The following is a 24651-nucleotide window of genomic DNA, read 5'->3' on the forward strand; positions in this document are numbered from 1 at the left end:
CGTGTCGGCAGCGATGACCCTCGCCGAGGCGGGCTACAACGGCACGGTGCTCAACGGCGCCCTGCTGGTCGCCCTCCCCATCGCACTGCTCGGCGGACTCGTCTCCTTCTTCTCCCCCTGCGTCCTGCCCCTCGTCCCCGGCTACCTCTCCTACGTGACCGGGGTCACCGGCACCGACCTCGGCGAGGCCCGGCGCGGGCGGATGGTCGCCGGCGCCTCCCTCTTCGTCCTCGGCTTCACCGCCGTCTTCGTCTCCAGCGGCGCGCTGTTCGGCTACTTCGGCCAGACCCTCCAGGAGAACCGCAGCGTCCTGACGAACATCCTGGGCGCGTTCATGATCCTCATGGGCGTCTTCTTCATGGGCCTGATGCCCTGGCTCACCCAGCGCGAGTTCCGCTTCCACAAGAAGCCGGTGAACGGCCTGGTCGGCGCCCCGGTGCTGGGCGCGCTGTTCGGCATCGGCTGGACGCCCTGCATCGGCCCGACCCTCGCCTCCGTGCTGGCGCTCTCCGCCGACCAGGGCACCGCCGGACGCGGCGCCATACTGACCGTCGCCTACTGCCTCGGCCTCGGCGTCCCCTTCGTCCTCGCCGCGGTCGCCTTCCGCAAGGCGCTCGGCGCCTTCGGCTGGGTCAAGCGGCACTATGTCTGGGTGATGCGGGTCGGCGGCGTCATGATGATCGCGACCGGGATCCTGCTGCTGACCGGCGTGTGGGACAGCATCGTGCAGGACATGCAGACCTGGTCCAACGGCTTCACTGTGGGGATCTGACCGATGAGCACCACTTCGAAAACCACCCCCGGAACGACTCCCGGCAAGCCCCCGAAGTCCGACGGCGACGACCAGGACCTCGGCGCGGCCGGCTCCCAGCTGTCCACCGCACCCAAGGAGGAGGCCCCGAACCTCCCCTCGCTCGGCGTGATCGGCTGGGCCCGCTGGTTCTGGCGCCAGCTCACCTCGATGCGCGTCGCGCTGCTCCTGCTCCTGCTGCTGTCGCTGGGCGCCATCCCGGGATCCCTGATCCCGCAGGACGGCGTCGACGCGGTGAAGGTCGAGGAGTTCCGCCAGAACCACGACATCCTCGCCCCGGTCTACGACAAGCTCGGCCTCTTCCACGTCTACAGCTCGGTGTGGTTCTCCGCGATCTACATCCTGCTGTTCGTCTCCCTCATCGGCTGCATCGTCCCGCGCACCTGGCAGTTCGTCGGCCAGCTCCGCGGCCGTCCGCCCGGCGCCCCCCGGCGCCTGGAGCGGCTGCCCGCGTACACCACCTGGCGCACCGGGGCCGAGCCCGAGGAGGTCCGCGAGGCCGCGCTGAAGCTGCTGAAGAAGCGCCGCTTCCGCGCGGACGCCGTCGGCGACGCCGTCGCGGCCGAGAAGGGCTACCTGCGGGAGGTCGGCAACCTCGCCTTCCACATCGCGCTGATCGTGATGCTGATCGCCTTCGCCTGGGGCCAGCTGTTCAAGTACGAGGGCAACAAGCTGATCCTGGAGGGCGACGGCTTCGCCAACACCCTCACCCAGTACGACGACTTCAAGTCCGGGAACCTCTTCGACCCGGACCACGACCTGGCACCCTTCAGCTTCTCCCTGAAGGACTTCCACGGCACCTACGAGGCGACCGGCCCCAACCGCGGCACCCCGCGCATCTACGAGGCGCAGGTCACCTACAGCGAGGGTGCCGACGGCGCCGAGAAGACGAAGACCATCGAGGTCAACAAGCCGCTGGAGATCGACGGCTCCAAGGTCTACCTGGTCAGCCACGGCTACGCCCCCATCCTCACGGTCAAGGACGCCAAGGGCGACGTCGTGATGGACAAGCAGGCCGTGGCCCTGCTCCCGCTGGACGCCAACGTCACCTCCTCGGGCGCCGTCAAGGTCATGGACGGCTACCGCAACGCCAAGGGCGAGAAGGAACAGCTCGGCTTCAACGCGTTCTTCCTGCCGACCTACGGCGGCGAGGGCAGCACGATGCTCTCCAGCTTCCCGGCGCTGATCAACCCCATGCTCGCGCTCTCCGCCTACCACGGCGACCTCGGCGTCGACGCGGGCATCCCGCAGAGCATCTACCAGCTCGACAAGTCCAACCTGAAGGAGTTCAAGGACTCCGACGGCAAGCTGTTCAAGAAGCAGCTCAAGGTCGGCGACACCATGACCCTCCCGAACGGCGCCGGCTCGGTCACCTTCAACGGCGTCCAGGAGTGGGCCGGCTTCCAGGTCACGCAGCAGCCCGGCAGCGGCTGGGCGCTCGGCGGTGCCGTCGTCGCCATCCTCGGCCTGGCCGGGTCCCTGTTCATCCAGCGCCGCCGCGTCTGGGTGCGGGCCGTGCGGGGCGCCGACGGCGTCACCGTGGTGGAGATGGCCGGCCTCGGCCGCAGCGAGTCCGCGAAGCTCCCGGAGGAACTCGGCGACCTCGCGGCGGTGCTGTACGACCACGCGCCGGACACGCCCGAGAACGACGAAACCCCCGATTCCCCCGACACCCACGTCGTACCTGCCGAAGGGGCTGAGAAGTGACTCTCGCCGCCGCAACCGAGTTGGCCGCCGCGACCAACGAGAATCTCGCGAACGTCAGCAACACGCTGATCTACTCGTCGATGGCCGTCTACACGCTGGCCTTCTTCGCGTACATCGCCGAGTGGCTCTTCGGCAGCCGCAGCAAGGTCGGCCGCACCGCCGCCGCGCTCACCGCCACGAGCGAGACGAAGGCCAAGGCCAAGGCCGGCCCGGCCGTCACCGTGAACAAGGCCGGCGGCACCGCCGTACTGGAGCGTCCCGAGGTCGTCGTGCGCGCGGCGTCCGGCTCCCGCGACGTGCCCGACGGGCCCGGCGCGCACGGCGGCACCGAGAAGGGCGACCTGTACGGGCGGATCGCCATCTCGCTCACGGTCCTCGCCTTCGCCATCGAGGCGGGCGGCGTCCTCACCCGCGCCCTGTCGGTGGAGCGGGCGCCGTGGGGCAACATGTACGAGTTCAACATCACGCTCACGACGGTCGCCGCAGGCGTGTACCTCGCACTGCTCGCCCTGAAGAAGAACGTCCGCTGGCTGGGCCTGCCCCTGACCACCACGGTCCTGCTCGACCTCGGCCTCGCCGTCACGGTCCTCTACACGGCGAGCGACCAGCTGGTGCCCGCGCTCCACTCGTACTGGCTGTACATCCACGTCTCGACCGCCATCTTCTGCGGCGCGGTCTTCTACGTCGGCGCGGTCGGCACGATCCTGTACCTCTTCAAGGACAGCTTCGAGAGCAAGCTGGCCTCCGGCGGCACCCCCGGCCGCTTCGCGAGCTCCGTCCTGGACCGGCTGCCCTCCGCCGCCTCCCTCGACAAGTTCTCCTACCGCGTCAACGCCGCCGTCTTCCCGCTGTGGACGTTCACGATCATCGCGGGCGCGATCTGGGCCGGTGACGCCTGGGGCCGTTACTGGGGCTGGGACCCCAAGGAGACCTGGTCCTTCATCACCTGGGTCGCCTACGCGTGCTACCTGCACGCCCGCGCCACGGCCGGCTGGAAGGGCCGCAAGGCCGCCTATCTGGCCCTGATCGCCTTCGGCTGCTGGCTGTTCAACTACTACGGCGTCAACATCTTCGTCTCCGGCAAGCACTCCTACGCGGATGTGGGCCTGGGCGCCCTCCAGTCCGTCGGCTTCTGAACCAGACGCCTCACAAGGCCGGTTCCTGTGACGCACGTCACGGGTGCCGGCCTTTGGTGTGAGGTTTCCGGGGAGGGTTCGCCGAAAGTGTGGTGGCGGGCGTGTGTGGTGGGAACCGTGGGAGTGGTGCCCGGAGTCCGTTGCAGGGACGACCCGTTGAGGCGGTGGGCCGGCGAGGACCGTGGGCAGGAGGGGCGGGACGGTGGCGTCGATGCCGTTGACGGCGGGGGATCCGGTACAGGTGGGCCGGTACCGGCTGCTGGCCCGGCTGGGGCAGGGCGGAATGGGCCGGGTGTACCTGGGCCGCTCGCCCGGCGGGCGAGCGGTTGCGGTGAAGGTGGTGCGGGACGCGCTGCTGCGGGACGAGGGGTTCCGGCAGCGCTTCGTGCGCGAGGTGGAGGCCGCACGGCGGGTGACGGGGTTCTTCACCGCCGCGGTGGTCGACGCCGATCCGGACGGGAGCCCGGCCTGGCTGGCCACGGAGTACGTCCCCGGACTGTCGCTCCAGGAGGCGGTGGCCCGGCACGGGGTGTGGCCGGAGCGAGCGGTACGCGGCCTCGGCGCCGCCCTGGCCGAGGCGCTGGCCGCCGTGCACGCGGCGGAACTGGTGCACCGCGACCTGAAGCCGTCGAACGTCCTGCTGGCACCGGACGGCCCCAGAGTGATCGACTTCGGCATCTCGGCGGCGGCCGGAGACAGCACGCTCACCGAGACCGGGACGGTGATCGGCACCCCCGGTTTCATCCCGCCCGAGCAGCTGCGCCACGAGGCCGCCGGACCGGCCGGTGACGTGTTCGCCCTGGGGGCGGTACTGGCGTACGCGGCCGCGGGCGTCGGCCCCTTCGGCGGCGGCGCGTCCCACGCGGTCAACTACCGGGTCGTGCACCAGGAACCCGACCTCAGGGGCCTGGCGCCCGCACTCGCCGAGGTGGTGGTCCGGTGTCTGGCGAAGGACCCGGGGGCGCGGCCCACGGTGGCGTGGCTGCTGGACGAACTGGGACACCCGGACCTCGCCGGGCCCGGATGGATGCCCGGCCCGATCGTCGACTCCGCCACACGACTGCGGGCCGAGGTGCCCACGGAGCCCATGCCCCGGGCCGGGGAGGACACGGTGCCCGCCCCCGCACTGCCCCGCCCCCGGCGCCGCGGCCTGCGGACGGCCCTCGCCGCCGCGACCGCCCTGGCCGTCACCGTGACCGGCACCGTGCTGTGGAGGGTGGCCGCGCACGAGGACGACACCGGGCCCGCCCGCCCCCCGAACATCGAGCAGCTCTGGCACCGCACCCTGGCCGAGGGACAGACGCTGACTGCGGCCTCGAAGGAGATGGTCTACCTCCAGCACGAGGACCGCCACGAGATCACCGCCCTGGACACCACCGACGGCTCGCAGCGCTGGGCCCGCCGGGTCGACGTCGCCGACATCCGCGAGGACAGCGATTACTTGAAGAACACGGTGGGCAACGGCATTCAGGTCACCGCCTTATCGGGCGGCCTGCTGTACTACGGCAGCAGCGACCACCTGTTCGCGGTTGACGCGGACAGCGGTGACTACCGCTGGAGATACATGGACGACTCCTTCCACGCCTCCCCGGTGGTCGTGGGCAATGTGGCCTACGCACACATGACCTCGTTCTTCTACGTCCTCGACACGCGCACGGGGAAGAAACTGTGGGACTACGGGTACGGCGTCAACGCGGACGGAAGCAACATCGCCGTCACCGGTGACGTGCTCCTCGTGCACAGCGAGAAGAAGCTGCTCGCCGTCGACATCCGTACCCGCCAGCAGAAGTGGACCCACCAGGCCGGGAGCGACGCGGAGACGGGCCTCGCGGTGGCGGATGGCAAGGTCTACTTCGGCACCCGGGACGGCGCCCTGTACGCCGTCGACGCGGGGTCGGGCGACGAGGTGTGGCGCCGCACCTTCGAGGGAGACCTGTGGGACGGCAGGCTCGGCGGGGGAGCGGGTATGCCGGAAGTGGCCGACGGAACCGTGTACTTCGAGAACGACGGCTACGTGTCCGCCTTCGACGCGGTCACCGGCTCGCCGCGATGGCAGCGGAAACAGGAGGCCGACGAGGTGACGTCCCTGACCGCGGTGGACGACACCCTCCTCGTCACCGACTCGGACGGCGCCCTGACCGCGCTGGACGCCCGCAGCGGAAAACCCGGATGGCGGGAATCGCTTGACGTGGACGACGACGCGGACTTCCGGATCCTCGGGAACACCGTGCTCGTGGAGCGCGATGGCCGGCTGACCGCCTACCGGGCCGCTACCTGAGGGACAGGGAAGGAGGGGGCGGAGTGCAGGCGTTCACGCCGCTGGAGGCGGGGGACCCCGAGCGGGTCGGCCCGTACCGCATCGTCGGAAGGCTCGGCTCGGGCGGCATGGGCCGGGTGTACCTGGCCAGGTCGCCGGGCGGCCGGGCCACCGCGGTGAAGGTGGTGCACGAGGAACTGGCCGAGGACCCCGCCTTCCGCAGACGGTTCGGTCGGGAGGTGGCGTCGGCGCGGCGGGTGACGGGCCCATTCACCGCGCCCGTGGTCGACGCGGACCCGGACGCGGACCTGCCGTGGCTGGCCACCGCCCACGTGCCGGGCGTCGCGCTGGGCGCGGCGGTCGCGACACACGGCGTCTGGCCCGAGCGGTTCGTGCGGGCCCTGGGATCCGGCCTGGCGGAGGCACTGGAGGCGATCCACCGGGCCGACGTGGTGCACCGCGACCTGAAGCCGTCGAACGTGCTGCTGGCGCCGGACGGCCCCCGGGTGATCGACTTCGGGATCTCGGTGGCCGCCGACGACACCAAGCTGACGACCACGGGGGCCGTGGTGGGCAGCCCCGGCTACCTTCCGCCCGAGCAGCTGATCGGACGCGAGGTGGGCCCCGCCGGTGACGTGTTCGCACTGGGCGCGCTGCTGGCGTACGCGACGACCGGGACCGGCGCGTTCGGGGGCGGGCCCGCGTACAGCGTCAACTACCGCGTCGTCCACGAGGATCCCGACCTGGAGGGGCTGCCGGAAGGACTCGCCGAGGTGGTCGCCCGGTGCCTGGCCAAGGACCCGCAGCGCCGGCCCGGGGTGCCGGAACTCATCGGGGAACTGGGCCGCTGGGAGGCGGCCGACGGCGCACGGGGCACCTTCACCCCCGGCACCTGGCTGCCCGCGCCGGTCGCCGCCGACGTCACCGCGCTGCGCACGGTCCCGCTCCCGCTGCCGGAGGAGGCCGCGACGACAACGGCGGACGCCGATCTGCCGACGGTCACCGTGGGCGCGGCGCCGACCGCAGTCGCCACAGCGCGGCTCGGTGCGCCGCCCGCCCGGCCCCCGCTCGCCGCTCGGCTGCGCGGGGCGGTCCGGCGGCGGCGTACGGCGGTCCTCGCCGCGGCGGGCACCCTCGTCGTCCTGGCCGTCGCCGCCGGCCTGCTCCTGCCGAGCGCCTTCTCCGGCTCGTCGGGCCGGGGCAACGGCACCGAGAGCAGCGGCAGCCCCACGGCCGCCGCGAAACAGCTGGCGGTGCGGGAACAGTGGTCGTCCGGCCAGGACCTCTGGCAGCCGGTGGTCGCCGACGGCAAGGTGGTCGGCGAGGGCGAGGACGACCTGCTGCACGCGGTGGACGCCGAAAGCGGAGACGTCGAGTGGACGTATCCGAGCGCGTCGTCCCTCGAGGGCGTGAGCGACGGAGTGGTCGTGGCCACCAGCAATGAGCAGGGCACGGTCCAGGGCATCGCCCTGGACCGCGGCACGCAGGTCTGGAGCGTGCCCGCCGAGGCACACACGGCGCCCGGAACGTCGTTCCACCTCTACCTGCGGGTCGTCGTCGCCGGCGGAACCGTCTACGTGAACGCCATGTACGACCTGCCCGAGGGGTCCGAGCGGTCCGGCAGGTACGCGGTGTCGGCGCTGGACGCCGCAACCGGGCGGCTGAAGTGGACCCGGCCGGTCGAGTACGGCCTGTCCGACGCGCTCGCGGTGGAGGACGGGGTGCTCTACGGCGGGATGTGGGAGGAGGGCGGCACCTACTTCTACGCCCTGGACGCGGAGACCGGGGAGCAGCGGTGGCGGTACCGCGCGAGCGAGGAGATCGGGGGCGGGGCGACGGCGATCAAGGTGTCGGGAGACACGGTCTACTTCGGCGCCGAACGCGGTGTCCTCCACGCCGTGGACGCCCGGCGGGGCACCCGGCTGTGGACCTACGAACCGGACGTCGAGGTCCGGGACTGGCTCGAACCGCTCGTGGTGACCGACGGAATGGTCCTCGGCTGCACCGGCGAGAACAACGGCAGCGTCTCGGGCTCCGGAGACGTGCACGCGGTCACCGCCGCCACCGGCAGGCCGCTGTGGTCCGAGCACACCGGCACCGAGCCCGAACTGCACGGTCTGCTGGACGGCTCGGTGCTCTTCAGCACCGAAGCCGGCACACTGCACGCCGCCGACCCGCGTACCGGCGAGTCTGCGGCCCAGGTGCGCCTGTCGTCCGGAGACCCCGACGCGGCCGCCGCCGGTGACCGGGTGTACTTCGACGGCGGCGACGGACGCCTGCACGCGGGCCGGATCTCCCTCACCGAGCGCTGAGCGGCGGCCCGAAGTCCCCGCGGGCGACGCCCCTGACGATGTTCCGCAGCCGCTCGACGTACAGCCGCAGGTTCTTGTGGGCGATGTCCGTGTCCGGGTAGCGGCTCGCGAACCACAGGCCCTCCGGGAGCCGGGTGACCCAGGCGCACACCTGGTCGCCGTACGACACCCTGAGCAGGGCGTACGCCGTCTGGTCCGGCCACTGCCCGGAGCCGGGGACGCCGCGGGCGTCGACGTACGACACGATCGAGTACAGGTCGGGCGAGGTCGGCCGGAAGTCCGTGCCGAGCAGGCGCAGGACCCGGTCGATCGGCACGCGGGACAGCCGCCGGTTGGCCTGGAGTTCGGCGCGGACGGTGCGCAGGGCGCTCGACAAGTCGTGGCCCCGCGCCACGGGGATCTCGATCGGCGCGCCGCCGACGTACCAGCCCACCGACTCCGACCACTGGGACCGCGACCTGGTGTGGAACGGCACGACCGTGCGGTAGACGGGCTCCCCGCCGATCTCGTGGACGATGAGCGCGGTGGCGGCCAGGACACCGACCAGACTGCCCCCGTAGGGACGGCAGTACGCCTCGAAGGCCGCGGCGTCGGCCGCGTCCACCAGCGGTTCGCGCAGCAGCCGCTGCTCGGGCAGCGGGCCGCCGGGATCGACGCCGAGGTCGACGGGGAAAGAGGGCAGCCGCCCGTCGCACCGCCGGATGAACTCCCGCCAGCGGGCGACGATGTCGTGGTCGCCGTCGATCCGGTCCGCGTCCGTCCGCTCGGCCTCGCAGAAGTCGACGTAGCTGCCGACCCGCGGATGCGGCACGGTCCGGCCCTGGGCTCCGGCCGTGTACAGCTCCTGGATCTCGGCGGGGATGCGGTAGATGGAGTAGGCGTCGACGTTGCTGTGGTCGAAGGCCATGTACACGCTGACGCCGTCGTCGCGGACGACCGCCGTGTAGATGAGGTTGGGCCAGCGCAGCGCGTCCGCGACGCTGTCGAAGCGGTTCTGGAGGTGGCGGACCAGGTCCGTCGCGTCCGGGAAGTCGCCGACGTCCTCGCGGTGGAGGGTCACCGCGTCCGCGTCGAGGGTGAACCGCCGCATGACGCCGCTGTCCGCACCGTCCCAGCGGAAGCCGCTGCGCAGCGTCTCGTGCCGCAGGGTCCAGGCACGCAGCGCCTCCTGGAGCACGTCGAGGTCGACCGGGCCCGGGAGGTCGAAGGCCGTGCCCAGCCAGGTCGGCACGAACAGCCCGTCCTCGCGGACCGACCGGGCCGTCCGGATGTGCGACTCCTGGATGTACGCCGGTGGCCGCCCGTCCTCGGGCAGGCCCGCCGCGATGTCGAGGGTGCCGGGACTGAGCGTCCACTCGACGAGGCGCCCGGGCCGGATTTCGCAGCGCTGGATGTCGGTCAGTCGCACGAGAGGAGTCTCCGTTCGCAGGTGGAACAGACCCGACCAAGGGAATGGCGTGCGCGCGACCATGCACGGGGTGTGTCGTCACGGTTCAACGGAACGGATGGCTCCTCGAACGACAGTGCAGGGGAGTGGCGTGCACTCCGGGCGGGTGTCCCACCTCGACCGTCAGGCCCGGCACTCCAGCACCGCGTAGTCGGCGAAGCAGCGCCGGTAACGGGTGTGCCGGGTCTCCTGCGTATGCCTGCGCTGCCACTCCTCGACCTCCGCGGGGTCGCCGCACGGCCCGGACGTCGCTCCGCAGTCCGCGTCGTCGCCCGAGACGCAGCGGGCCCGGTACTCCGGCAGCGCGGAGGGGTCCTGGACGATCGAGAACGGTACGTACCGGAAGACGCGCTGCCCGCCGTGCTCCTGCCGCTGGTGCCGGGCCAGCAGCACATCGGCGTCGGTCTCCGCGCTGCCGTCGCCGACCGCCCGCGCGTGTGCGCGCAGCGCGGCCAGCTGCGTACAGGCCGCGCAGCCGGCCACCGGCACGGGCGGCGGCGGCAGCGCGACCAACGCCTGTGCCGTCAACGCGTCGGCGACCGACCGGTCGTTGGCCGCCCGCACCGCGGCACTCAGCCGCTCCTCGCGATCCATCGTGCAACCTCCGTGACTCTGGGTGTATCGAGCGTCGCCCAGGGGAATCGTCGGTAGCAATGCTCGACGCGTGACACTCGCGCACTGTCACGAAGGGGAGGCGGGGGTACGTGGTGCGACGCAACGCCGGTGGCTCGGGCGCGAGTACGGCCGCGGTCTTCGGCGAGGTCCTGCGGCACTTCCGCGAGGCCGCGATGCTCACGCAGGAGGGCCTCGCGGCCCGCATCCCCTGCGACCGCTCACACGTCGCCCGCGTGGAGGCGGGCACGCGGGTGCCGCAGGACACGTTCGCGAAGACGTGCGACGAGTTGCTGGGCACGGGTGGGGTGTTGGGGCGGCTGTGGGGGCGGATTGACTGGTATCCGCAGGTGGAGCATCCGGACTGGTTCCGGCGGCGGGCGGAGATGGACGCCGCGGCCGTCGCCCTGTGGGAGTACCAGGAGCGCGTCATCCCCGGCTTGTTGCAGACACCGGCCTATGCCCACGCCCTCTTCTCGCGAGTGGCGAGGGGCGAGGAGCTGAAGGAACGTGTACGGGCCCGATTGAGTAGGCAGCGGCGCTTCCTCGGCGACGGTGGACCGTCGTACGTCGTCGTACTCGACGAGAGCTGCCTACGCACCGTGCTGGGCGGTCCGGCCGTCATGCGTGAGCAGTGCGCGCACCTGCTGGACGTCGGCCGACGGGCCAACATCCGTGTGCAGGTGGCCCCCGCGAACCGCCCCGACCTCGTCCGTCCCAACGCGTCCATGTCGTTGATCAAGCTGCCCGACGGCCGGGAGTGGGTCTATTCGGAGTCGCTGGACCGGGGGCATTTCAGTGACGATCCGACCATCTACGCCAGGCACCTCCGTACTTATGATGTGCTCAGGGCAGACGCGCCGTCCGCTCCCGAGTCCGCCGCTCTGATCAGCGACTTGATGGCGAGGTACGAGCACGATGAACAGGAACGAGAGCAGCGCGGCGACCTGGATCAAGAGCAGCTACAGCGGAGACAACGGCGGCAACTGCGTCGAAGTGGCCCCCGGATTCACTTCCGTCGTCCCCGTCCGCGACAGCAAGAACCCTGACGGCCCCGTGCTGGTCGTCACCCGGTCCGCCTGGGCGGCGTTCACCGGAGCCCGGGACTTCGAGTTCCGGCACCACGGGCGGTAACTCCCCAAGGACTCTTGGAAGAAAGAACCCCACCAAGCCCCACCCCACCCGCCCACGGCGTCGACTCGCTGTCGACTCACTCGCCTGGGTGAACATCGTCGGTTGGGCTGGATTCCGGAGCCCCCAACTCCCTTACGCTCAGCGCATTAACCGCTGACATATGTCAGCCCCCGAGGGGAGTCACGATCCCCACGAGGGCCTGACCAACGAGGAAGCAAGGACCTTCCCGATGGGTACTCCAGACCATAGCGTGCCGACGCACGGTGTCGTCCACGACAACGTCCGCCACACCGCCAATTTCACGGTGGTCGGCAACCACCTGGCTCAGCACCCGCATCTCTCCCTGCTGGCGATCGGCCTGGGCCTGCACATTCAGTCCGTGCGCTCCGGCACGCCCGTGGACATCAAGAGCCTGGCCGCCCGCTTCAAGGAGGGCACGGCCCGCATCAGCGCGTCCCTGCGCGAGTTGGAGGCCCACGGCTACCTGCACCGCGAACGCGTACGCACCCCCACCGGCCGTATCGTCACCCGCACGATCTCCTGCAACCAGCCGAAGCACCGGCGGCAGGCGGCCGACACCGGCTGCCCCGACCAGCCCGCCCGACCGGCAGTGGAGCGACCGTCCCAGCCCCGCCCGCGCGGCACTCGCCTCCGCAAGGCGCTGCCCGCCGTACCGCAGCCGAGCTGCACCGCTCCCGCGCTCCTCCAGGCGGCCACCGACCTCCTCGCCACCCTGCGGCGACACGACTCCCGGCTACTGCTCTCCGCGAGCGACACGGCCCACCTGGCACCTGGCGTCGCCGCCTGGCTGGAGCGGGACGTTCGCTCCACAGCTGTACGCCAGGCATTGACCGCCGGCCTGCCCGACGAGCCCCTGCGCCGCCCCGCCGCCCTCTTGGCCCACCGCCTGGCCGACCAGCTGCCACCCCCGGCCCCGCCCGGCGCCCAGGTGTCCGCCACTCCACCGCCACCCCGGTACCCACTCCGCAACTGCGACGGCTGCGACCGGGGCTTCCGCGCCCCCGAGGCCCGAACCCACTGCCGCGACTGCCGTACGACAGCTGCCGCCCACTCCTGAACCAGCAAGGAAGCCCATGGTCAGCCCGCCCCACGAGGCGATGCACCGCATCTTCCAGCACGACCCCGGTCTCTTCAGCCGGGTCTCACGTTTCCTCGGCGTCGACATCCCCAAGCCCATTGGGGCGACCGCCCTGCCCACCGACCTCACCGAGGCAAGCCCCGTCGAACGCCGCGTGGACACGCTGCTGCGCTTCGAGACCGCAGAGCAGGGCGCGTTCCTCCTGGCTGTCGAGGCCCAGGGCAAGAAGGACCCGGACAAGCCCGCGAGCTGGGCGTACTACGTGTCGTACTTGTGGACGAAGTACCGGCTGCCTGCGGCTCTCCTGGTCGTTTGCCAGGACCACGCCACGGCCAAATGGGCCCAGCAATCGGTGAGCAGTGGGCCGCCTCAGCTGCCCACCCTCACCCTGCGTCCCCTGGTCGCCGGTCCGCACAACATGCCGGTGATCACCGACCCGGAGGAGGCTCGTGCCGACCTGGTGCTGGCCAGCCTGGCGGCCATCACGCACGCCGCCGAACCGGTCGTCAATGCGATACTGAAGGCCCTGTCCACAGCGCTGCGGGACGCGCCCGAGGACATCGCGGACCCCATTGTCGAATTCACCGCACAGGGCCTGGGCAACCGCCCGGCCAAGCACCTCTGGAGGAAACTGGTGGCCGTGGACCTCTCCTTCTACAAGTCTTACATCTCCGAAGAGATCCGCGACGAAGGCCGAGCGAAGGGCCGAGCCGAGGACATCGTCCTCGTCCTGGAACAGCGAGGCCTGGACATCTCCGACGATGTCCGCGCGCGCATCACGGAATGCCGCGACCCCGAGATCCTCCGGCGCTGGCTCGCCCGTGCCGTCACCGCGTCGACGGCCGAAGCGATCTTCGCGGACGACTGACTCGGACCGATTGCGGACCCTGCCGCTGGGCGAGGCCGGGGCTACGCCCGTTGAAGTGGTGGTACAGACTGCCCAGGCCGGCCCCCGCCGGCGCTGGTCACCGCGTTGACCGTCAGCCCCGGCTCGCCCGCCTCGCCGTACGCCCCGACGCCCCGGCACTGGTACACGGAACGAGCCGATCAGCGGGTTCGTGTCGCCCTCGTGCCTCGCCACCACCACGCGACTCGGCTGGGGCGTCCTTCTGATCTGACGATACGAATCTGAGACGAATCAACGCCAACCCCGTTACGCGGTAAGCGCGTTGCTCGCGTTGCACATGGTGTAACCATCAACGAGTATGTTCTGCGCAGGTCCTGATGCGCAGACTGAGGCCCTGTCCGGGACAGGGCCGTGAACGGGGAGAGCGTGAACGGGGAGACCGGGTTCGACCTCGCGGGCAGCGGGGCAGGGCCGCTGGAGGACGAGGATCCCAGGCGGATCGGACCGATTCCGCTGGTCGGACGGCTCGGTGCCGGTGGGATGGGACGGGTGTATCTCGGCGTCCACGAGGGGCGCTACGCCGCCGTCAAGCAGGTACTGCCCTCGATCGTCGGCGAGGACCTGGACTTCCTGCGTCGTTTCGGCCACGAGCTGGACAACCTCGCCCGGCTGCCCGAGGGGGCGAGCGCGCCGCTGCTCGCCGGTGACCGCGAGGCGCGGCCGCCGTGGTTCGCCACCGCGTACGTGCCCGGCATCACCCTGCGCGAGGCCGTGGACCTGCACGGGCCCCTGCCCGCCGAGGCGCTGTGGCTGCTGCTGCGGGAGGCCGCGGCCGGGCTGGCGGCGGTGCACGCGCTGGACATGGTCCACCGCGACCTCAAGCCGTCCAACGTCATGCTGACCCTCGACGGTCTCACGCTCATCGACTTCGGTGTCGCGCGGGCGGCCGAGCAGAGCCAGGTGACCCGGACGGGCATGGTGGTGGGCACGCCCGCCTACATGTCGCCCGAACAGGCCTCCGGGAAACGGGCGTCGAGCGGCGTCGTGGACGTGTTCGCGCTGGGCTCGGTGCTGGCGTACGCGGCTTCCGGCCGGCCGCCCTTCGGTGACGAGTCCGGGCACGCGGTGCTCTACCGCATCGTGCACGAGGAGCCCGACCTCCAGCCGCTGCGCGAACGGGACCCCGAACTCGCCGACCTCGTCGCGTCCTGCCTCGACAAGGACCACGAGGGCAGGCCGACCGCCGCCGAGCTCGTCGAACGCGCCTCGGTGCACGCTCCGACGGTCCCGCCGTTGTGGCCCGAGGACATCACCGAGCTGCTGTCCGAGCGGGCCGCCTTCGCGGCACGCACCCCGGACGAGGACGCCCTTCCGGTGCCCGGACCGGCGGCGGTGCCCGGACCCGCGACAGAACCGGAGAAGGCCCCGGAACCCGAGAAGACCCAGGCGCCGGAACCGGAACCGGAGTCGGCGCCCAAGCCCTATCCCGGTACCCAGCCCCCGCCCGACCCCGTGGTGGAGCACAAGCCCGCGGCGGCCCAAAAGGAGCACCGCCACCGCCGCCGCCGTCTCCTGCCCGTGTTCATCCCCGTCGTGGTCATCGCGACGGGCACGACCCTCGCCTTCCAGCTCCTGCCCCACGTCACCGACTCCAGCGACGCCGCGGGATCCGGCCCCTCCGCGTCGGTCACGGTCTCCGCCACCGCGACACCGTCGGGGACGGCCGCCGGCTCGGCGAAGCCGTCGCCGTCCACCAGCGCGTCCTCCTCCAAGAAGCAGGAACCCGGCTCGAAGGAGTCGGCGTCCGCGTCCGGAGCAGCGGGTGCCGGAGCGGGCTCGGACGCGGGCGACACGGGCGCGCAGGGCGACGGCGGTTCCGGCACCGGCGACGGCTCGGGCGGCGGTTCCGGCTCGGGCGCCGGTGACGGCGGCAGTGGCAGCGGCAACGGTGGCGGAGCCGGCGGTGGGGACGACTCCTCCTCGGACACGGGCTCCGACGCGGGCAGCGGCGGCACGGGCACGGAGCCCGAAGCCCCGTCCACAGGCGGGTTCACCCTGCGCAACGCGTCGAGCGGCGCGTGCCTCGTCGCCTCGGACTCCTCCTCGTACGGCGCCGTCAGCGGGGGCAGCTGCACCGGCGCGACGGCCCGCTGGAGCCTGCGCGGCGTCTCCTCCGGCACCTACCGGTTCGTCCACCAGGCGTCCGGCAGCTGCCTGTCCGCCTACGGTTCGATGCACACCGGTGCCTGCGGTGCGGACAACGCCCAGGTGTGGCGTCTCGGTTCGGGAGGCACCGTGATCCTCACGAACAACGACATGTGTCTGGACCATGCCAGCCCAAGCGGCATGATCATGCGGCGGAAGTGCACCGGCGCGGCGAGCCAGAGCTGGACCCGGGGCTGACGCGGAGCGGACCCGGAGCTGACGCGGGAGCGGTCAGGCGGCCCCGCCCCGCTCACCGTCCCCCGGCTTGTCGTCCCCGTCCTTCTCCTCGTCCAGGGACTTCAGGAACTCGGGGTTGTCGTCCGGCGCGACCCACTGCCGACGCCCGCCGCCACCCTGCCAGGGCGCCGTGCCGGCCGGGTGCCGCTTCTTGCCGGCGATGAGCCAGGAAAGGGAACCGACCAGCGGGAACAGCAGCACGAGGATCGCCCACAGCGGCTTGGGCATGTGGCGGATGTCGTCATCCTTCGTACTGATGCAGTCGATGAACGCGTAGACGCTCAACGCCAGTGGCACGAGGAACATCAGCACCCGGAGCATGGGGCCTCTCCAGCTCAAGCGGTGGGCGGGGACGCGTCACGGCCCCCAGGTACAGGGCCAGGGTAGCCGCTCGGGGATACTGGACGGCATGGCTTACGACGATCTTCGCTCCCTGCTCAGAGCTCTGGAGCGCGAGGGCGACCTCAAGCGCATCAAGGCCGAGGTGGACCCGTACCTGGAGGTCGGGGAGATCGTCGACCGGGTGAACAAGGCCGGCGGCCCCGCCCTGCTCTTCGAGAACGTGAAGGGCTCGGACATGCCCCTCGCGATGAACGTCTTCGGCACCGACCGGCGCCTGCTCAAGGCCCTCGGCCTGAAGTCGTACTCCGACATCTCGGACAAGATCGGCGGACTGCTGAAGCCCGAGCTTCCCCAGGGCTTCGTCGGCATCCGCGAGGCCTTCGGGAAGCTCGGCGCGATGACGCACGTACCGCCGAAGAAGGTGAAGTCCGACAGCGCGCCCGTCCAGGAGGTCGTCCTCCACGGGGACGACGTCGACCTCGACCGGCTCCCCGCGCTCTTCACCTGGCCGGACGACGGCGGCTCCTTCTTCAACCTGGGCCTCACCCACACCAAGGACCCGGAGACGGGCATCCGCAACCTCGGCCTGTACCGGCTCCAGCGCCACGACAAGCGCACCATCGGCATGCACTGGCAGATCCACAAGGACAGCCGGAACCACTACGCGGTGGCCGCCCGGCGCGGCGAGCGCCTGCCGGTCGCGATCGCCTTCGGCTGCCCGCCCGCCGTGACGTACGCCTCCACCGCCCCGCTCCCCGGCGACATCGACGAGTACCTGTTCGCCGGGTTCCTCCAGGGCAAGCGGATCGAGATGGTCGACTGCAAGACGGTCCCGCTCCAGGTCCCGGCGCAGGCCGAGGTCGTCATCGAGGGCTGGCTGGAGCCCGGCGAGATGCTGCCCGAGGGCCCCTTCGGCGACCACACCGGCTTCTACACCCCGCAGGAGCCCTTCCCCGCCCTGAAGATCGACTGCGTGACGATGCGGAAGCGCCCGCTGCTCCAGTCGATCGTGGTCGGCCGCCCGCCGACGGAGGACGGGCCGCTGGGCCGGGCCACGGAGCGCTTCTTCCTGCCCCTCCTGAAGATCATCGTTCCGGACATCGTGGACTACCACCTCCCCGAGGCCGGTGGCTTCCACAACTGCGCGATCGTCTCGATCGACAAGAAGTACCCCAAGCACGCCCAGAAGGTCATGCACGCCATCTGGGGCGCCCACATGATGTCCCTGACCAAGCTGATCGTGGTCGTCGACTCCGACTGCGACGTCCACGACCTGCACGAGGTCGCCTGGCGGGCCCTCGGCAACACCGACTACGGCCGGGACCTCACCGTCGTCGAAGGCCCGGTCGACCACCTCGACCACGCCTCCTACCAGCAGTTCTGGGGCGGCAAGGCGGGCATCGACGCGACGAAGAAGCTGCCCGAGGAGGGGTACACGCGCGACGGGGGCTGGCCGGACATGGTGCTGTCCGACCCGGAGACGGCGGCGAAGGTCGACCGCCGCTGGAAGGAGTACGGACTGTGACGTCGGCTTCCGCCGCGCTGCCGCAGCAGCCGGGGCGCACCAAGGCGTTCCTGCGCCTGGTGATGATCGAGCACTCGGTCTTCGCCCTGCCCTTCGCGTACATCGCCGCGCTGACCGCGATGTACGAGTGGGACGAGAACATCCACTGGGGCAGGCTGCTCCTGGTCACCGTTGCGATGGTCGGCCTGCGCACCTTCGCCATGGCGGTCAACCGGATCATCGACCGCGAGATCGACGCCCGCAACCCGCGCACCGCCCACCGTGAGCTGGTCACCGGCGCGATGTCGGTCAAGCACGCCTGGACCGGCGCGCTGATCGCCCTGGTCGTGTTCCTGGGCGCGGCGGCCCTGCTCAACCCGCTCTGCCTGGCCCTGGCCCCCGTCGCGGTCGTGCCGATGGTGGTCTACCCGTACGGCAAGCGGTTCACGAACTTCCCGCAGGCCATCCTCGGCCTCGCCCAGGCGATGGGCCCGGTCGGCGGCTGGCTGGCGATCACCGGCGAGTGGTCCTGGGAGGCCGTGATCCTCGGCCTCGCGGTCGGCATCTGGATCGGCGGCTTCGACCTGATCTACGCCTGCCAGGACGTCGAGACCGACCGGCAGGTCGGGGTCAAGTCGGTCCCGGCCCGCTTCGGCATCCCGGCCGCGATCTGGGGCGCCCGCGTCTGCCACACGATCACCACGGCCCTCTTCGCCTGGTACGCCGTCGCCACCGACGCCGGCGCCTTCTTCTGGTTCGGCCTGCTGATCGTCGCGGCCGCGTTCGCCTACGAGCACACCATCGTCCGCCCTACCGACCTTTCCCGCCTGAACAGGGCGTTCTTTTCGGTCAATGGCTTCCTCGGTATCAGCCTCTTCGTTTGCGCGCTGATCGACCTGCTGGTGCGTGGGCTCACGGTGTAGCTCCTTCAGGTGACGTCGGTTGATCCGCCGTGTCCGCCCGCCCGAGGACTCGTACGTTGACCGGACCTTGATCGGTTCTGCTCCCCGCACCAGCGGGGATGGCCCCAGGGCTATGCCCATGAATCGGTTGACGGTCAAGGTGCTCCCCGCACCTGCGGGGATCGCTGTCCGGCCGCCCGACACAGTCGGAGGGCGGCCGGATAGGCTCAAGATGTGAACCCAGGAGAAACGCAGCGCGCGCCTTGGATCGTGGGGGTCTCCGGAGCATCCGGCACCCCCTACGCCGCCGCCGTGCTGCGGGCGCTGCTCGCCGCCGGTGAGAGCGTCGACCTGGTGGTCAGCCGGGCCTCGCGGCTCACCCTGCTCGACGAGACCGGCATCTCCTTCCGCGACGCCCACTGGCGCCACGACCTGCGCGCATGGCTGTCCCGCGGAGCCGACGGCAAGCCCGGCACCTTCGACGTCGACCTCGGTGACGAGGGTGACGACCGGGTACGGCACTGGAGCGCGGGCGACCTCGCGGCCGGGCCGTCCTCGGGGTCGTATCCGGCCAAGGGCATGCTGATCGTGCCCGCGTCGACGGCCTGTGTCGCGGGCGTCGCGCTCGGGCTGTCGAAGGACCTGCTGCAGCGGGCGGCGAGCGTCACCCTGAAGGAGCGGCGCACACTGGTCGTGGCCGTACGGGAGACCCCGTTGGACGGCCGGACCCTGCGGCACCTGGTGACGCTGGACGACGCGGGCGCGAGCGTCGTGCCCGCCTCCCCGGCCTTCTACGCGGGGGCGACGCACATCCAGGACCTGGTGGACTTCGTCGCCGGACGCGTGCTCGACGCGGCGGGCGTCGGGCACGACCTCTACCGCCGCTGGCGCGGCGACCTCGGTGGGGCGCGCCCCACCACCTGAGCACGATCCGAGCAGCACCTCCCCCCACACGTTTCGTCACCCACATCTTCTGACCTCTTCAGTGGAAGGCTTCGATCGCATGGACGCGGTGGACAGGCAGCTCATCCAGGCCCTGAGGGAGAACGGCCGGGCCTCCTACGCGGAGCTGGGGCGCCTCGTCGGACTGTCGGGGCCCAGCGTCACCGACCGCATCAACCGGCTGGAGGCGGCCGGCGTCATCACCGGTTACCGGGCCACCGTGGACGCCGCCTCGCTCGGCCTGGGCGTCACCGCCCTGATCGGCGTCTCGCTCTCCGACGCCGCCGACCACGAGGACGTGGCGCAGCGGCTGCGGGACCTGCGGGAGATCGAGGACTGCTGGTTCATCGCCGGCGACGACTCCTACATGCTCAAGGTGCGCGCGGCCGACGTGGACGGCCTGGAGAGCATCATCCGGCGCCTGTCGGGGACGAAGGGCGTCTCCAGGACCCGTACGACCATCGTGCTCTCCACGAAGTGGGAGAACCGGGTGGGCGAGCTGCCCGAAGAGGTCTGACCCCCGGGGCGTACGGTTTACGGGGTCTGACGGACCCAGTCGGAGAAAGAGGTAACGCATGGACGCCGGGCTCAAGCGCGAGCTGGAGCAGAAGGTCCGCTCCGGTGAGCGGCTGACCCGCGAGGACGGCATCGCGCTGTACGAGTCGGACGACCTGGCCTGGCTCGGCGGCCTCGCGCACGAGGTGCGGACGCGGAAGAACGGCGACGTCGTCCACTTCAACGTCAACCGCCACCTCAACATGACCAACGTGTGCACCGCCTCCTGCGCGTACTGCTCCTTCCAGCGCAAGCCGGGGGAGAAGGACGCGTACACGATGCGCATCGAGGAGGCGGTGAAGCTCGCCAAGGAGATGGAGGGCGAGAACCTCACCGAGCTGCACATCGTCAACGGCCTGCACCCCAACCTGCCGTGGCGCTACTACCCGCGCTCGCTGCGGGAGCTGAAGGCCGCGCTGCCGAACGTGTCGCTCAAGGCGTTCACCGCCACCGAGATCCACCACTTCGAGACCATCTCCGGCATGTCCGCCTCCGACATCCTCGACGAGCTGATCGACGCCGGTCTGGAGTCCCTGACCGGCGGCGGCGCGGAGATCTTCGACTGGGAGGTGCGGCAGCACATCGTCGACCACCGCACCCACTGGGAGGACTGGTCGCGCATCCACCGCCTGGCGCACGAGAAGGGGCTCAAGACCCCGTGCACCATGCTGTACGGCCACATCGAGGAGCCGCGCCACCGCGTGGACCACGTGCTGCGCCTGCGCGAGCTGCAGGACGAGACGAACGGCTTCCAGGTCTTCATCCCGCTGCGCTACCAGCACGACTTCGTGGACATGAAGGACGGCAAGGTCAGGAACCGCCTCCAGGCGCGCACGCAGATGGCGACCGGCGCGGAGGCCCTGAAGACCTTCGCGGTCTCGCGCCTGCTCTTCGACAACGTCCCGCACGTCAAGGTCTTCTGGGTCATGCACGGCGTCCAGACGGCCCAGCTGGCCCTCCAGCACGGCGCCGACGACATGGACGGCTCGGTCGTCGAGTACAAGATCACCCACGACGCGGACGACTTCGGCACGCCGAACAAGCTGACGCGGGACGACCTGCTCGACCTGATCCGTGACGCCGGGTTCCGGCCGGTGGAGCGGAACACGCGGTACGAGGTCCTTCGGGAGTACGAGGGTCCCGACCCGGCGCGTCGGGAGTCGCCGCAGCCGATGCGGGTCTGACGAGGCGCGGTCCGGTCGTCCGCCGGGTGCGACCGGCCCCCACCGGGCCCGCACCCGGCATGGGTCCGCGCCTCCACGGCGGGTACCCGACCCCCATGTCCAGCACGCACGCACCCGAGGACGCCTACACCGCGGAGCCCTTCGTGCCGGACCGCGGCGGGCTCCCCGCCCTGCGCCGGGCGGCAGCCGAGTGCAGGGGCTGCCCCCTGCACCGGGACGCCACGCAGACGGTCTTCGGCGCCGGCAAGGCGACCGCCCGCCTCATGCTCGTCGGCGAGCAGCCCGGTGACCAGGAGGACCGCGAGGGCAAGCCCTTCGTCGGGCCGGCCGGACGGCTCCTGGACCGGGCGCTGGACGAAGCCGGCATCGACCCGGCGGACGCCTACGTGACGAACGCCGTCAAGCACTTCAAGTTCACCCGGGCCGAGCCCCGCAAGCGCCGTATCCACAAGGCGCCGACCCTGCGCGAGACGACCGCCTGCGGCCCCTGGCTCGCCGCCGAGCTGGCACTGGTCGAACCCGAGCTGATCGTGGTGCTCGGCGCCACGGCGGGCAAGGCGCTGCTCGGCTCCTCGTTCCGTGTCACGCAGGTGCGCGGCACGGTGCTCGAGGAGGAGATCCACGGGCGCCCGCAGCGGCTGGTGCCGACGGTGCATCCGTCGGCGGTGCTGCGGGCCGAGGACCGGGAGGCGGCGTACCGGGGGCTGGTCTCGGATCTCAAGACGGCGGCGCAAGCACTCTCATAGCGCCCTCGTAATGGCTAACATGGCCGCGTGTCCCTTACCTTCACACTCGATCCCGCCCTCACCCCCGACCTGCGCGACGGTGTACTCGACCTGTGGACCGACGTCTCCAACGCCGGCGGCTCCGTGGGCTTCGTCCCGCCGGTGACGCGCGAGACCATCCGCCCCGAGCTGGTCAAGCACATGGTCGGCATGGCCGAGGGCCGTACCCGCCTCCTCGTCGGCCGCGACGACGAGGGGCGCGTGGCCGCCACCGCGTTCCTCACCCTGAACGCGCACCGGCTGATGACCCACTGGCTGTGGCTCTACACGGTGATGGTCCACCCCCGCCACCAGGGCCGGGGCTACGGCCGGGACCTGATGACCGCCGCCGCGGACGCCGCCCGCACCGTCGACGGCATCGAGGCGATACGCCTCACCTGCCGGGGCGGCCTCGGCCTGGAGCGGTTCTACGAGTCCTGCGGCTACAAGGAGGTCGGCCGGGTACCCGGCGCGATCCGTGTGGCGCCGGGCGACGACCGCGACGACATCGTGATGCTGCTGCCCCTCGGCTGAGTACTGCCCCTGCCCCTCGGCCGAGGCCGGACCCGCCTGCGGGACCGGGAGCCCGGCATGTTTCACTGGACAGTGCCTCTTTGTGCCAGAAACGGAAGAGTGGATTGAGATGCTCCGCTACACGCTGATGCGCCTCGGGATCTTCGTGGGCTGCCTCGTGGCCGTCTGGGGCCTCGTCTACGCCGGCGTGTTCCCGCGCGGCCTCGGTGACTCCAACGGCATGTGGATCCTGCTGCTCTCCCTGCTGATCTCGGCCCCCATCAGCTTCGTGGCGCTGCGCGGGGAGCGCGACCGGGCCTCGGTCCAGGTCGTGCACCGCATGGACCGCATGAAGGCCAACCTCGAGGCCAACCGCGGCCAGGAGGACCTCGCCGACGACGCGGCCCGCGCCCAGGGCCAGACCTCGTAACGTCCGTCACGCACGCGTCCGCCCCGGTTTCCGAATTCACAGGAAACCGGGGCGCTTTACGTTTTGCGGGCAGTAGTCGCCTCCCGCCTCTCAAAGTGAGGCTTTGAGACTCCCAAAGCGTAAGTGTTAAAGTCATACGCATGAAGTCTGCAGCCGCGCCCTCCACGCCGCCGAGCCTCGCGCTCGTGGCGCGCCTGCACGTGGACCTCTGTCGGTGCGCGTCCGCGAACTGTCGCCCCTGACGTTCCCCCCACCCGTCGTTCTCCACGTCAGCTCAGCGCGTCCGTCCCCGCGTCCCGTCCCCTTACGGAGCATGTCCGTGTCTTCACTCACGAAGTCTTCTCCCGAGAAGTCTTCTCCCAAGCTGTCCTTCAAGGTGCCCTTCTGGGCCCAGATACTCGCCGGCCTCGTCCTCGGCGTCCTGCTGGGCTGGCTGGCCCGCAGCCAGGACGTCTCCTGGCTGGTCACCACCCTGGAGAAGGTCGGTGACACCTTCATCGGCCTGCTGAAGCTGGCCGTCGCACCCCTCGTCTTCTTCGCGATCCTGGTGTCGATCACCAACCTGCGGAAGGTCAACAACGCGGCCCGCCTGGCGTCCCGCACCCTCCTCTGGTTCATGATCACCTCGCTGATCGCGGTGGCCATCGGCCTCGTCATCGGCCTCGTCACCAACCCCGGCGCCGGCACCGGCCTCACGCCGGCGGACGGCGCGAAGCCCGAGCACACCGGCTCCTGGATCGACTTCCTGACCGGCATCGTGCCGACCGACGTCATCACGCCGTTCACCGAGCTGAACGTCCTGCAGATCGTCTTCATGGCCGCCGTCGCCGGTATCGCCGCCCTCCAGCTCGGCGAGAAGGCCCAGCCGATCCTCAACCTGAGCGAGTCCGTCCTCGAACTCCTCCAGAAGGCCCTGTGGTGGGTCATCCGCCTCGCCCCGCTCGGCACCGTCGGCCTCATCGGCAACGCCATCGCCACCTACGGCTGGGACCTCATCGGCAAGTACGCCACCTTCACCGCCGACATCTACGTCGGCTGCGCGATCGTGATGTTCGTGGTCTACCCGGTGCTGCTCGCCACCGTCGCCAAGGCCAGCCCGCTGCAGTTCTTCAAGGGCGCCTGGCCCGCCATCCAGCTGGCCTTCGTCTCCCGCTCCTCCGTCGGCACCATGCCGCTGACCCAGAAGGTCACCGAGCGTCTCGGCGTGCCGAAGGAGTACGCGTCCTTCGCCGTGCCGTTCGGCGCGACGACCAAGATGGACGGCTGCGCCGCGATCTACCCGGCGATCGCCGCGATCTTCGTCGCGCAGATCTTCGACATCCAGCTCGGCGTCGGCGACTACCTGCTCATCGCCTTCGTCTCGGTGGTCGGCTCCGCCGCCACGGCCGGCCTCACCGGCGCCACGGTCATGCTGACCCTGACCCTGTCCACGCTGGGCCTGCCCATGGAGGGCGTCGGCCTGCTCCTCGCGATCGACCCGATCCTGGACATGATGCGCACGGCGACGAACGTGGCCGGCCAGGCGCTGGTCCCGGTGATCGTCTCGGCCCGCGAGGGACTGCTCGACCGCAAGGCCTACGACGAGGCGCACGCCTCGCCGATCGACGAGCCGGAGAAGCAGCAGGCGTCGGAGCCGGTCCCGGCCGCCGCCTGACCGACCGGCCCCGCGTCGGGGCGGTAGCACGACGGGCCGCCGGTCCGCTCACGAGCG

Annotated in this window: 23 protein-coding genes; 20 read left to right on the plus strand and 3 right to left on the minus strand. The window is 70.9% G+C overall.

The window, feature by feature from the left end; genetic code table 11:
• Position 1 precedes the first annotated feature (1 nt).
• The 5 genes from ACIGO6_RS21230 (at position 2) to ACIGO6_RS21250 (ending at position 8223) form a co-directional block, all read left to right on the plus strand.
• A complete protein-coding gene (locus ACIGO6_RS21230) occupies positions 2–772 on the plus strand; it encodes a cytochrome c biogenesis CcdA family protein (protein WP_399878447.1) in 771 nt (256 codons plus the stop codon).
• Between the two features lie 3 nt (positions 773–775).
• Positions 776–2518, plus strand: a complete 1743-nt coding sequence (locus tag ACIGO6_RS21235; protein WP_399878449.1) for a cytochrome c biogenesis protein ResB — start codon at positions 776–778, stop codon at positions 2516–2518.
• Entirely contained in the window at positions 2515–3654 is a 1140-nt protein-coding gene (ccsB, locus tag ACIGO6_RS21240) for a c-type cytochrome biogenesis protein CcsB (protein ID WP_399878451.1), read from the plus strand. The genes ACIGO6_RS21235 and ccsB overlap by 4 nt, the downstream gene beginning before the upstream one ends.
• 211 nt (positions 3655–3865) lie before the next feature.
• Positions 3866–5932 (plus strand): PQQ-binding-like beta-propeller repeat protein, encoded by a 2067-nt coding sequence (locus ACIGO6_RS21245; protein ID WP_399878453.1) that lies wholly within the window; start codon positions 3866–3868, stop codon positions 5930–5932.
• Between the two features lie 23 nt (positions 5933–5955).
• The gene (locus tag ACIGO6_RS21250) at positions 5956–8223 is read left to right on the plus strand and encodes a PQQ-binding-like beta-propeller repeat protein (RefSeq protein WP_399878454.1); all 2268 of its coding nucleotides are present in this window, start codon (positions 5956–5958) and stop codon (positions 8221–8223) included.
• On the opposite strand, the gene ACIGO6_RS21255 is transcribed toward ACIGO6_RS21250, so the two are convergent.
• Entirely contained in the window at positions 8210–9631 is a 1422-nt protein-coding gene (locus ACIGO6_RS21255) for a condensation domain-containing protein (RefSeq protein ID WP_399878456.1), read from the minus strand. The genes ACIGO6_RS21250 and ACIGO6_RS21255 overlap by 14 nt on opposite strands.
• A gap of 162 nt (positions 9632–9793) precedes the next feature.
• The gene (locus tag ACIGO6_RS21260) at positions 9794–10264 is read right to left on the minus strand and encodes a hypothetical protein (RefSeq protein ID WP_399878457.1); all 471 of its coding nucleotides are present in this window, start codon (positions 10262–10264) and stop codon (positions 9794–9796) included.
• A gap of 110 nt (positions 10265–10374) precedes the next feature.
• Between ACIGO6_RS21260 and ACIGO6_RS21265 the strand changes: the two genes are divergently transcribed.
• The 5 genes from ACIGO6_RS21265 to ACIGO6_RS21285 all read left to right on the plus strand — a co-directional run bounded on the left by ACIGO6_RS21265 (position 10375) and on the right by ACIGO6_RS21285 (position 15765).
• On the plus strand, positions 10375–11331 hold the full coding sequence (locus tag ACIGO6_RS21265; protein ID WP_399878459.1) for a Scr1 family TA system antitoxin-like transcriptional regulator: 957 nt from the start codon (positions 10375–10377) through the stop codon (positions 11329–11331).
• Positions 11279–11416: a DUF397 domain-containing protein gene (locus tag ACIGO6_RS21270; RefSeq protein ID WP_399878460.1), complete on the plus strand. Its 138-nt coding sequence runs from the start codon at positions 11279–11281 to the stop codon at positions 11414–11416. The genes ACIGO6_RS21265 and ACIGO6_RS21270 overlap by 53 nt, the downstream gene beginning before the upstream one ends.
• 229 nt (positions 11417–11645) lie before the next feature.
• Positions 11646–12494 (plus strand): helix-turn-helix domain-containing protein, encoded by an 849-nt coding sequence (locus ACIGO6_RS21275; RefSeq protein WP_399878462.1) that lies wholly within the window; start codon positions 11646–11648, stop codon positions 12492–12494.
• A gap of 16 nt (positions 12495–12510) precedes the next feature.
• A complete protein-coding gene (locus ACIGO6_RS21280; RefSeq protein ID WP_399878464.1) occupies positions 12511–13383 on the plus strand; it encodes a hypothetical protein in 873 nt (290 codons plus the stop codon).
• A 405-nt stretch (positions 13384–13788) separates the two neighbouring features.
• Positions 13789–15765, plus strand: a complete 1977-nt coding sequence (locus tag ACIGO6_RS21285) for a protein kinase (RefSeq protein ID WP_399878465.1) — start codon at positions 13789–13791, stop codon at positions 15763–15765.
• A gap of 33 nt (positions 15766–15798) precedes the next feature.
• Here the strand turns inward: ACIGO6_RS21285 and ACIGO6_RS21290 are convergent, their stop codons facing one another.
• The gene (locus ACIGO6_RS21290; protein ID WP_399878467.1) at positions 15799–16125 is read right to left on the minus strand and encodes a PLD nuclease N-terminal domain-containing protein; all 327 of its coding nucleotides are present in this window, start codon (positions 16123–16125) and stop codon (positions 15799–15801) included.
• Between the two features lie 88 nt (positions 16126–16213).
• On the opposite strand from ACIGO6_RS21290, the gene ACIGO6_RS21295 reads away from it, so the two are divergent.
• From ACIGO6_RS21295 to ACIGO6_RS21340, 10 genes are all read left to right on the plus strand, one after another.
• The gene (locus ACIGO6_RS21295; protein ID WP_399878468.1) at positions 16214–17671 is read left to right on the plus strand and encodes a menaquinone biosynthesis decarboxylase; all 1458 of its coding nucleotides are present in this window, start codon (positions 16214–16216) and stop codon (positions 17669–17671) included.
• The gene (gene mqnP / locus ACIGO6_RS21300; RefSeq protein ID WP_399878470.1) at positions 17668–18573 is read left to right on the plus strand and encodes a menaquinone biosynthesis prenyltransferase MqnP; all 906 of its coding nucleotides are present in this window, start codon (positions 17668–17670) and stop codon (positions 18571–18573) included. The genes ACIGO6_RS21295 and mqnP overlap by 4 nt, the downstream gene beginning before the upstream one ends.
• Positions 18574–18786: 213 nt before the next feature.
• On the plus strand, positions 18787–19476 hold the full coding sequence (locus tag ACIGO6_RS21305; RefSeq protein ID WP_399878472.1) for a UbiX family flavin prenyltransferase: 690 nt from the start codon (positions 18787–18789) through the stop codon (positions 19474–19476).
• Between the two features lie 79 nt (positions 19477–19555).
• Positions 19556–20011 (plus strand): Lrp/AsnC family transcriptional regulator, encoded by a 456-nt coding sequence (locus ACIGO6_RS21310; protein WP_399878473.1) that lies wholly within the window; start codon positions 19556–19558, stop codon positions 20009–20011.
• 58 nt (positions 20012–20069) lie between these two features.
• Positions 20070–21233, plus strand: coding sequence for an aminofutalosine synthase MqnE (gene mqnE / locus ACIGO6_RS21315; RefSeq protein ID WP_399878475.1), 1164 nt, complete (start codon positions 20070–20072; stop codon positions 21231–21233).
• A gap of 95 nt (positions 21234–21328) precedes the next feature.
• Complete coding sequence (locus ACIGO6_RS21320) at positions 21329–21979, plus strand: UdgX family uracil-DNA binding protein (RefSeq protein WP_399878476.1); 651 nt, start codon at positions 21329–21331, stop codon at positions 21977–21979.
• Positions 21980–22006: 27 nt separating this feature from the next.
• Positions 22007–22531 carry a GNAT family N-acetyltransferase gene (locus ACIGO6_RS21325; RefSeq protein ID WP_399878478.1) on the plus strand — a complete coding sequence of 175 codons (525 nt, stop codon included), beginning with the start codon at positions 22007–22009 and terminating at the stop codon, positions 22529–22531.
• A gap of 109 nt (positions 22532–22640) precedes the next feature.
• The gene (locus tag ACIGO6_RS21330; protein WP_399878480.1) at positions 22641–22940 is read left to right on the plus strand and encodes a DUF4229 domain-containing protein; all 300 of its coding nucleotides are present in this window, start codon (positions 22641–22643) and stop codon (positions 22938–22940) included.
• Positions 22941–23080: 140 nt separating this feature from the next.
• Positions 23081–23182: a putative leader peptide gene (locus tag ACIGO6_RS21335; protein ID WP_399878482.1), complete on the plus strand. Its 102-nt coding sequence runs from the start codon at positions 23081–23083 to the stop codon at positions 23180–23182.
• A 71-nt stretch (positions 23183–23253) separates the two neighbouring features.
• The gene (locus tag ACIGO6_RS21340; RefSeq protein WP_399878484.1) at positions 23254–24594 is read left to right on the plus strand and encodes a dicarboxylate/amino acid:cation symporter; all 1341 of its coding nucleotides are present in this window, start codon (positions 23254–23256) and stop codon (positions 24592–24594) included.
• Positions 24595–24651: the final 57 nt, after the last annotated feature.

It is taken from the genome of Streptomyces sp. NPDC053750 (assembly GCF_044544295.1).
Classification (GTDB): Bacteria; Actinomycetota; Actinomycetes; order Streptomycetales; family Streptomycetaceae; genus Streptomyces.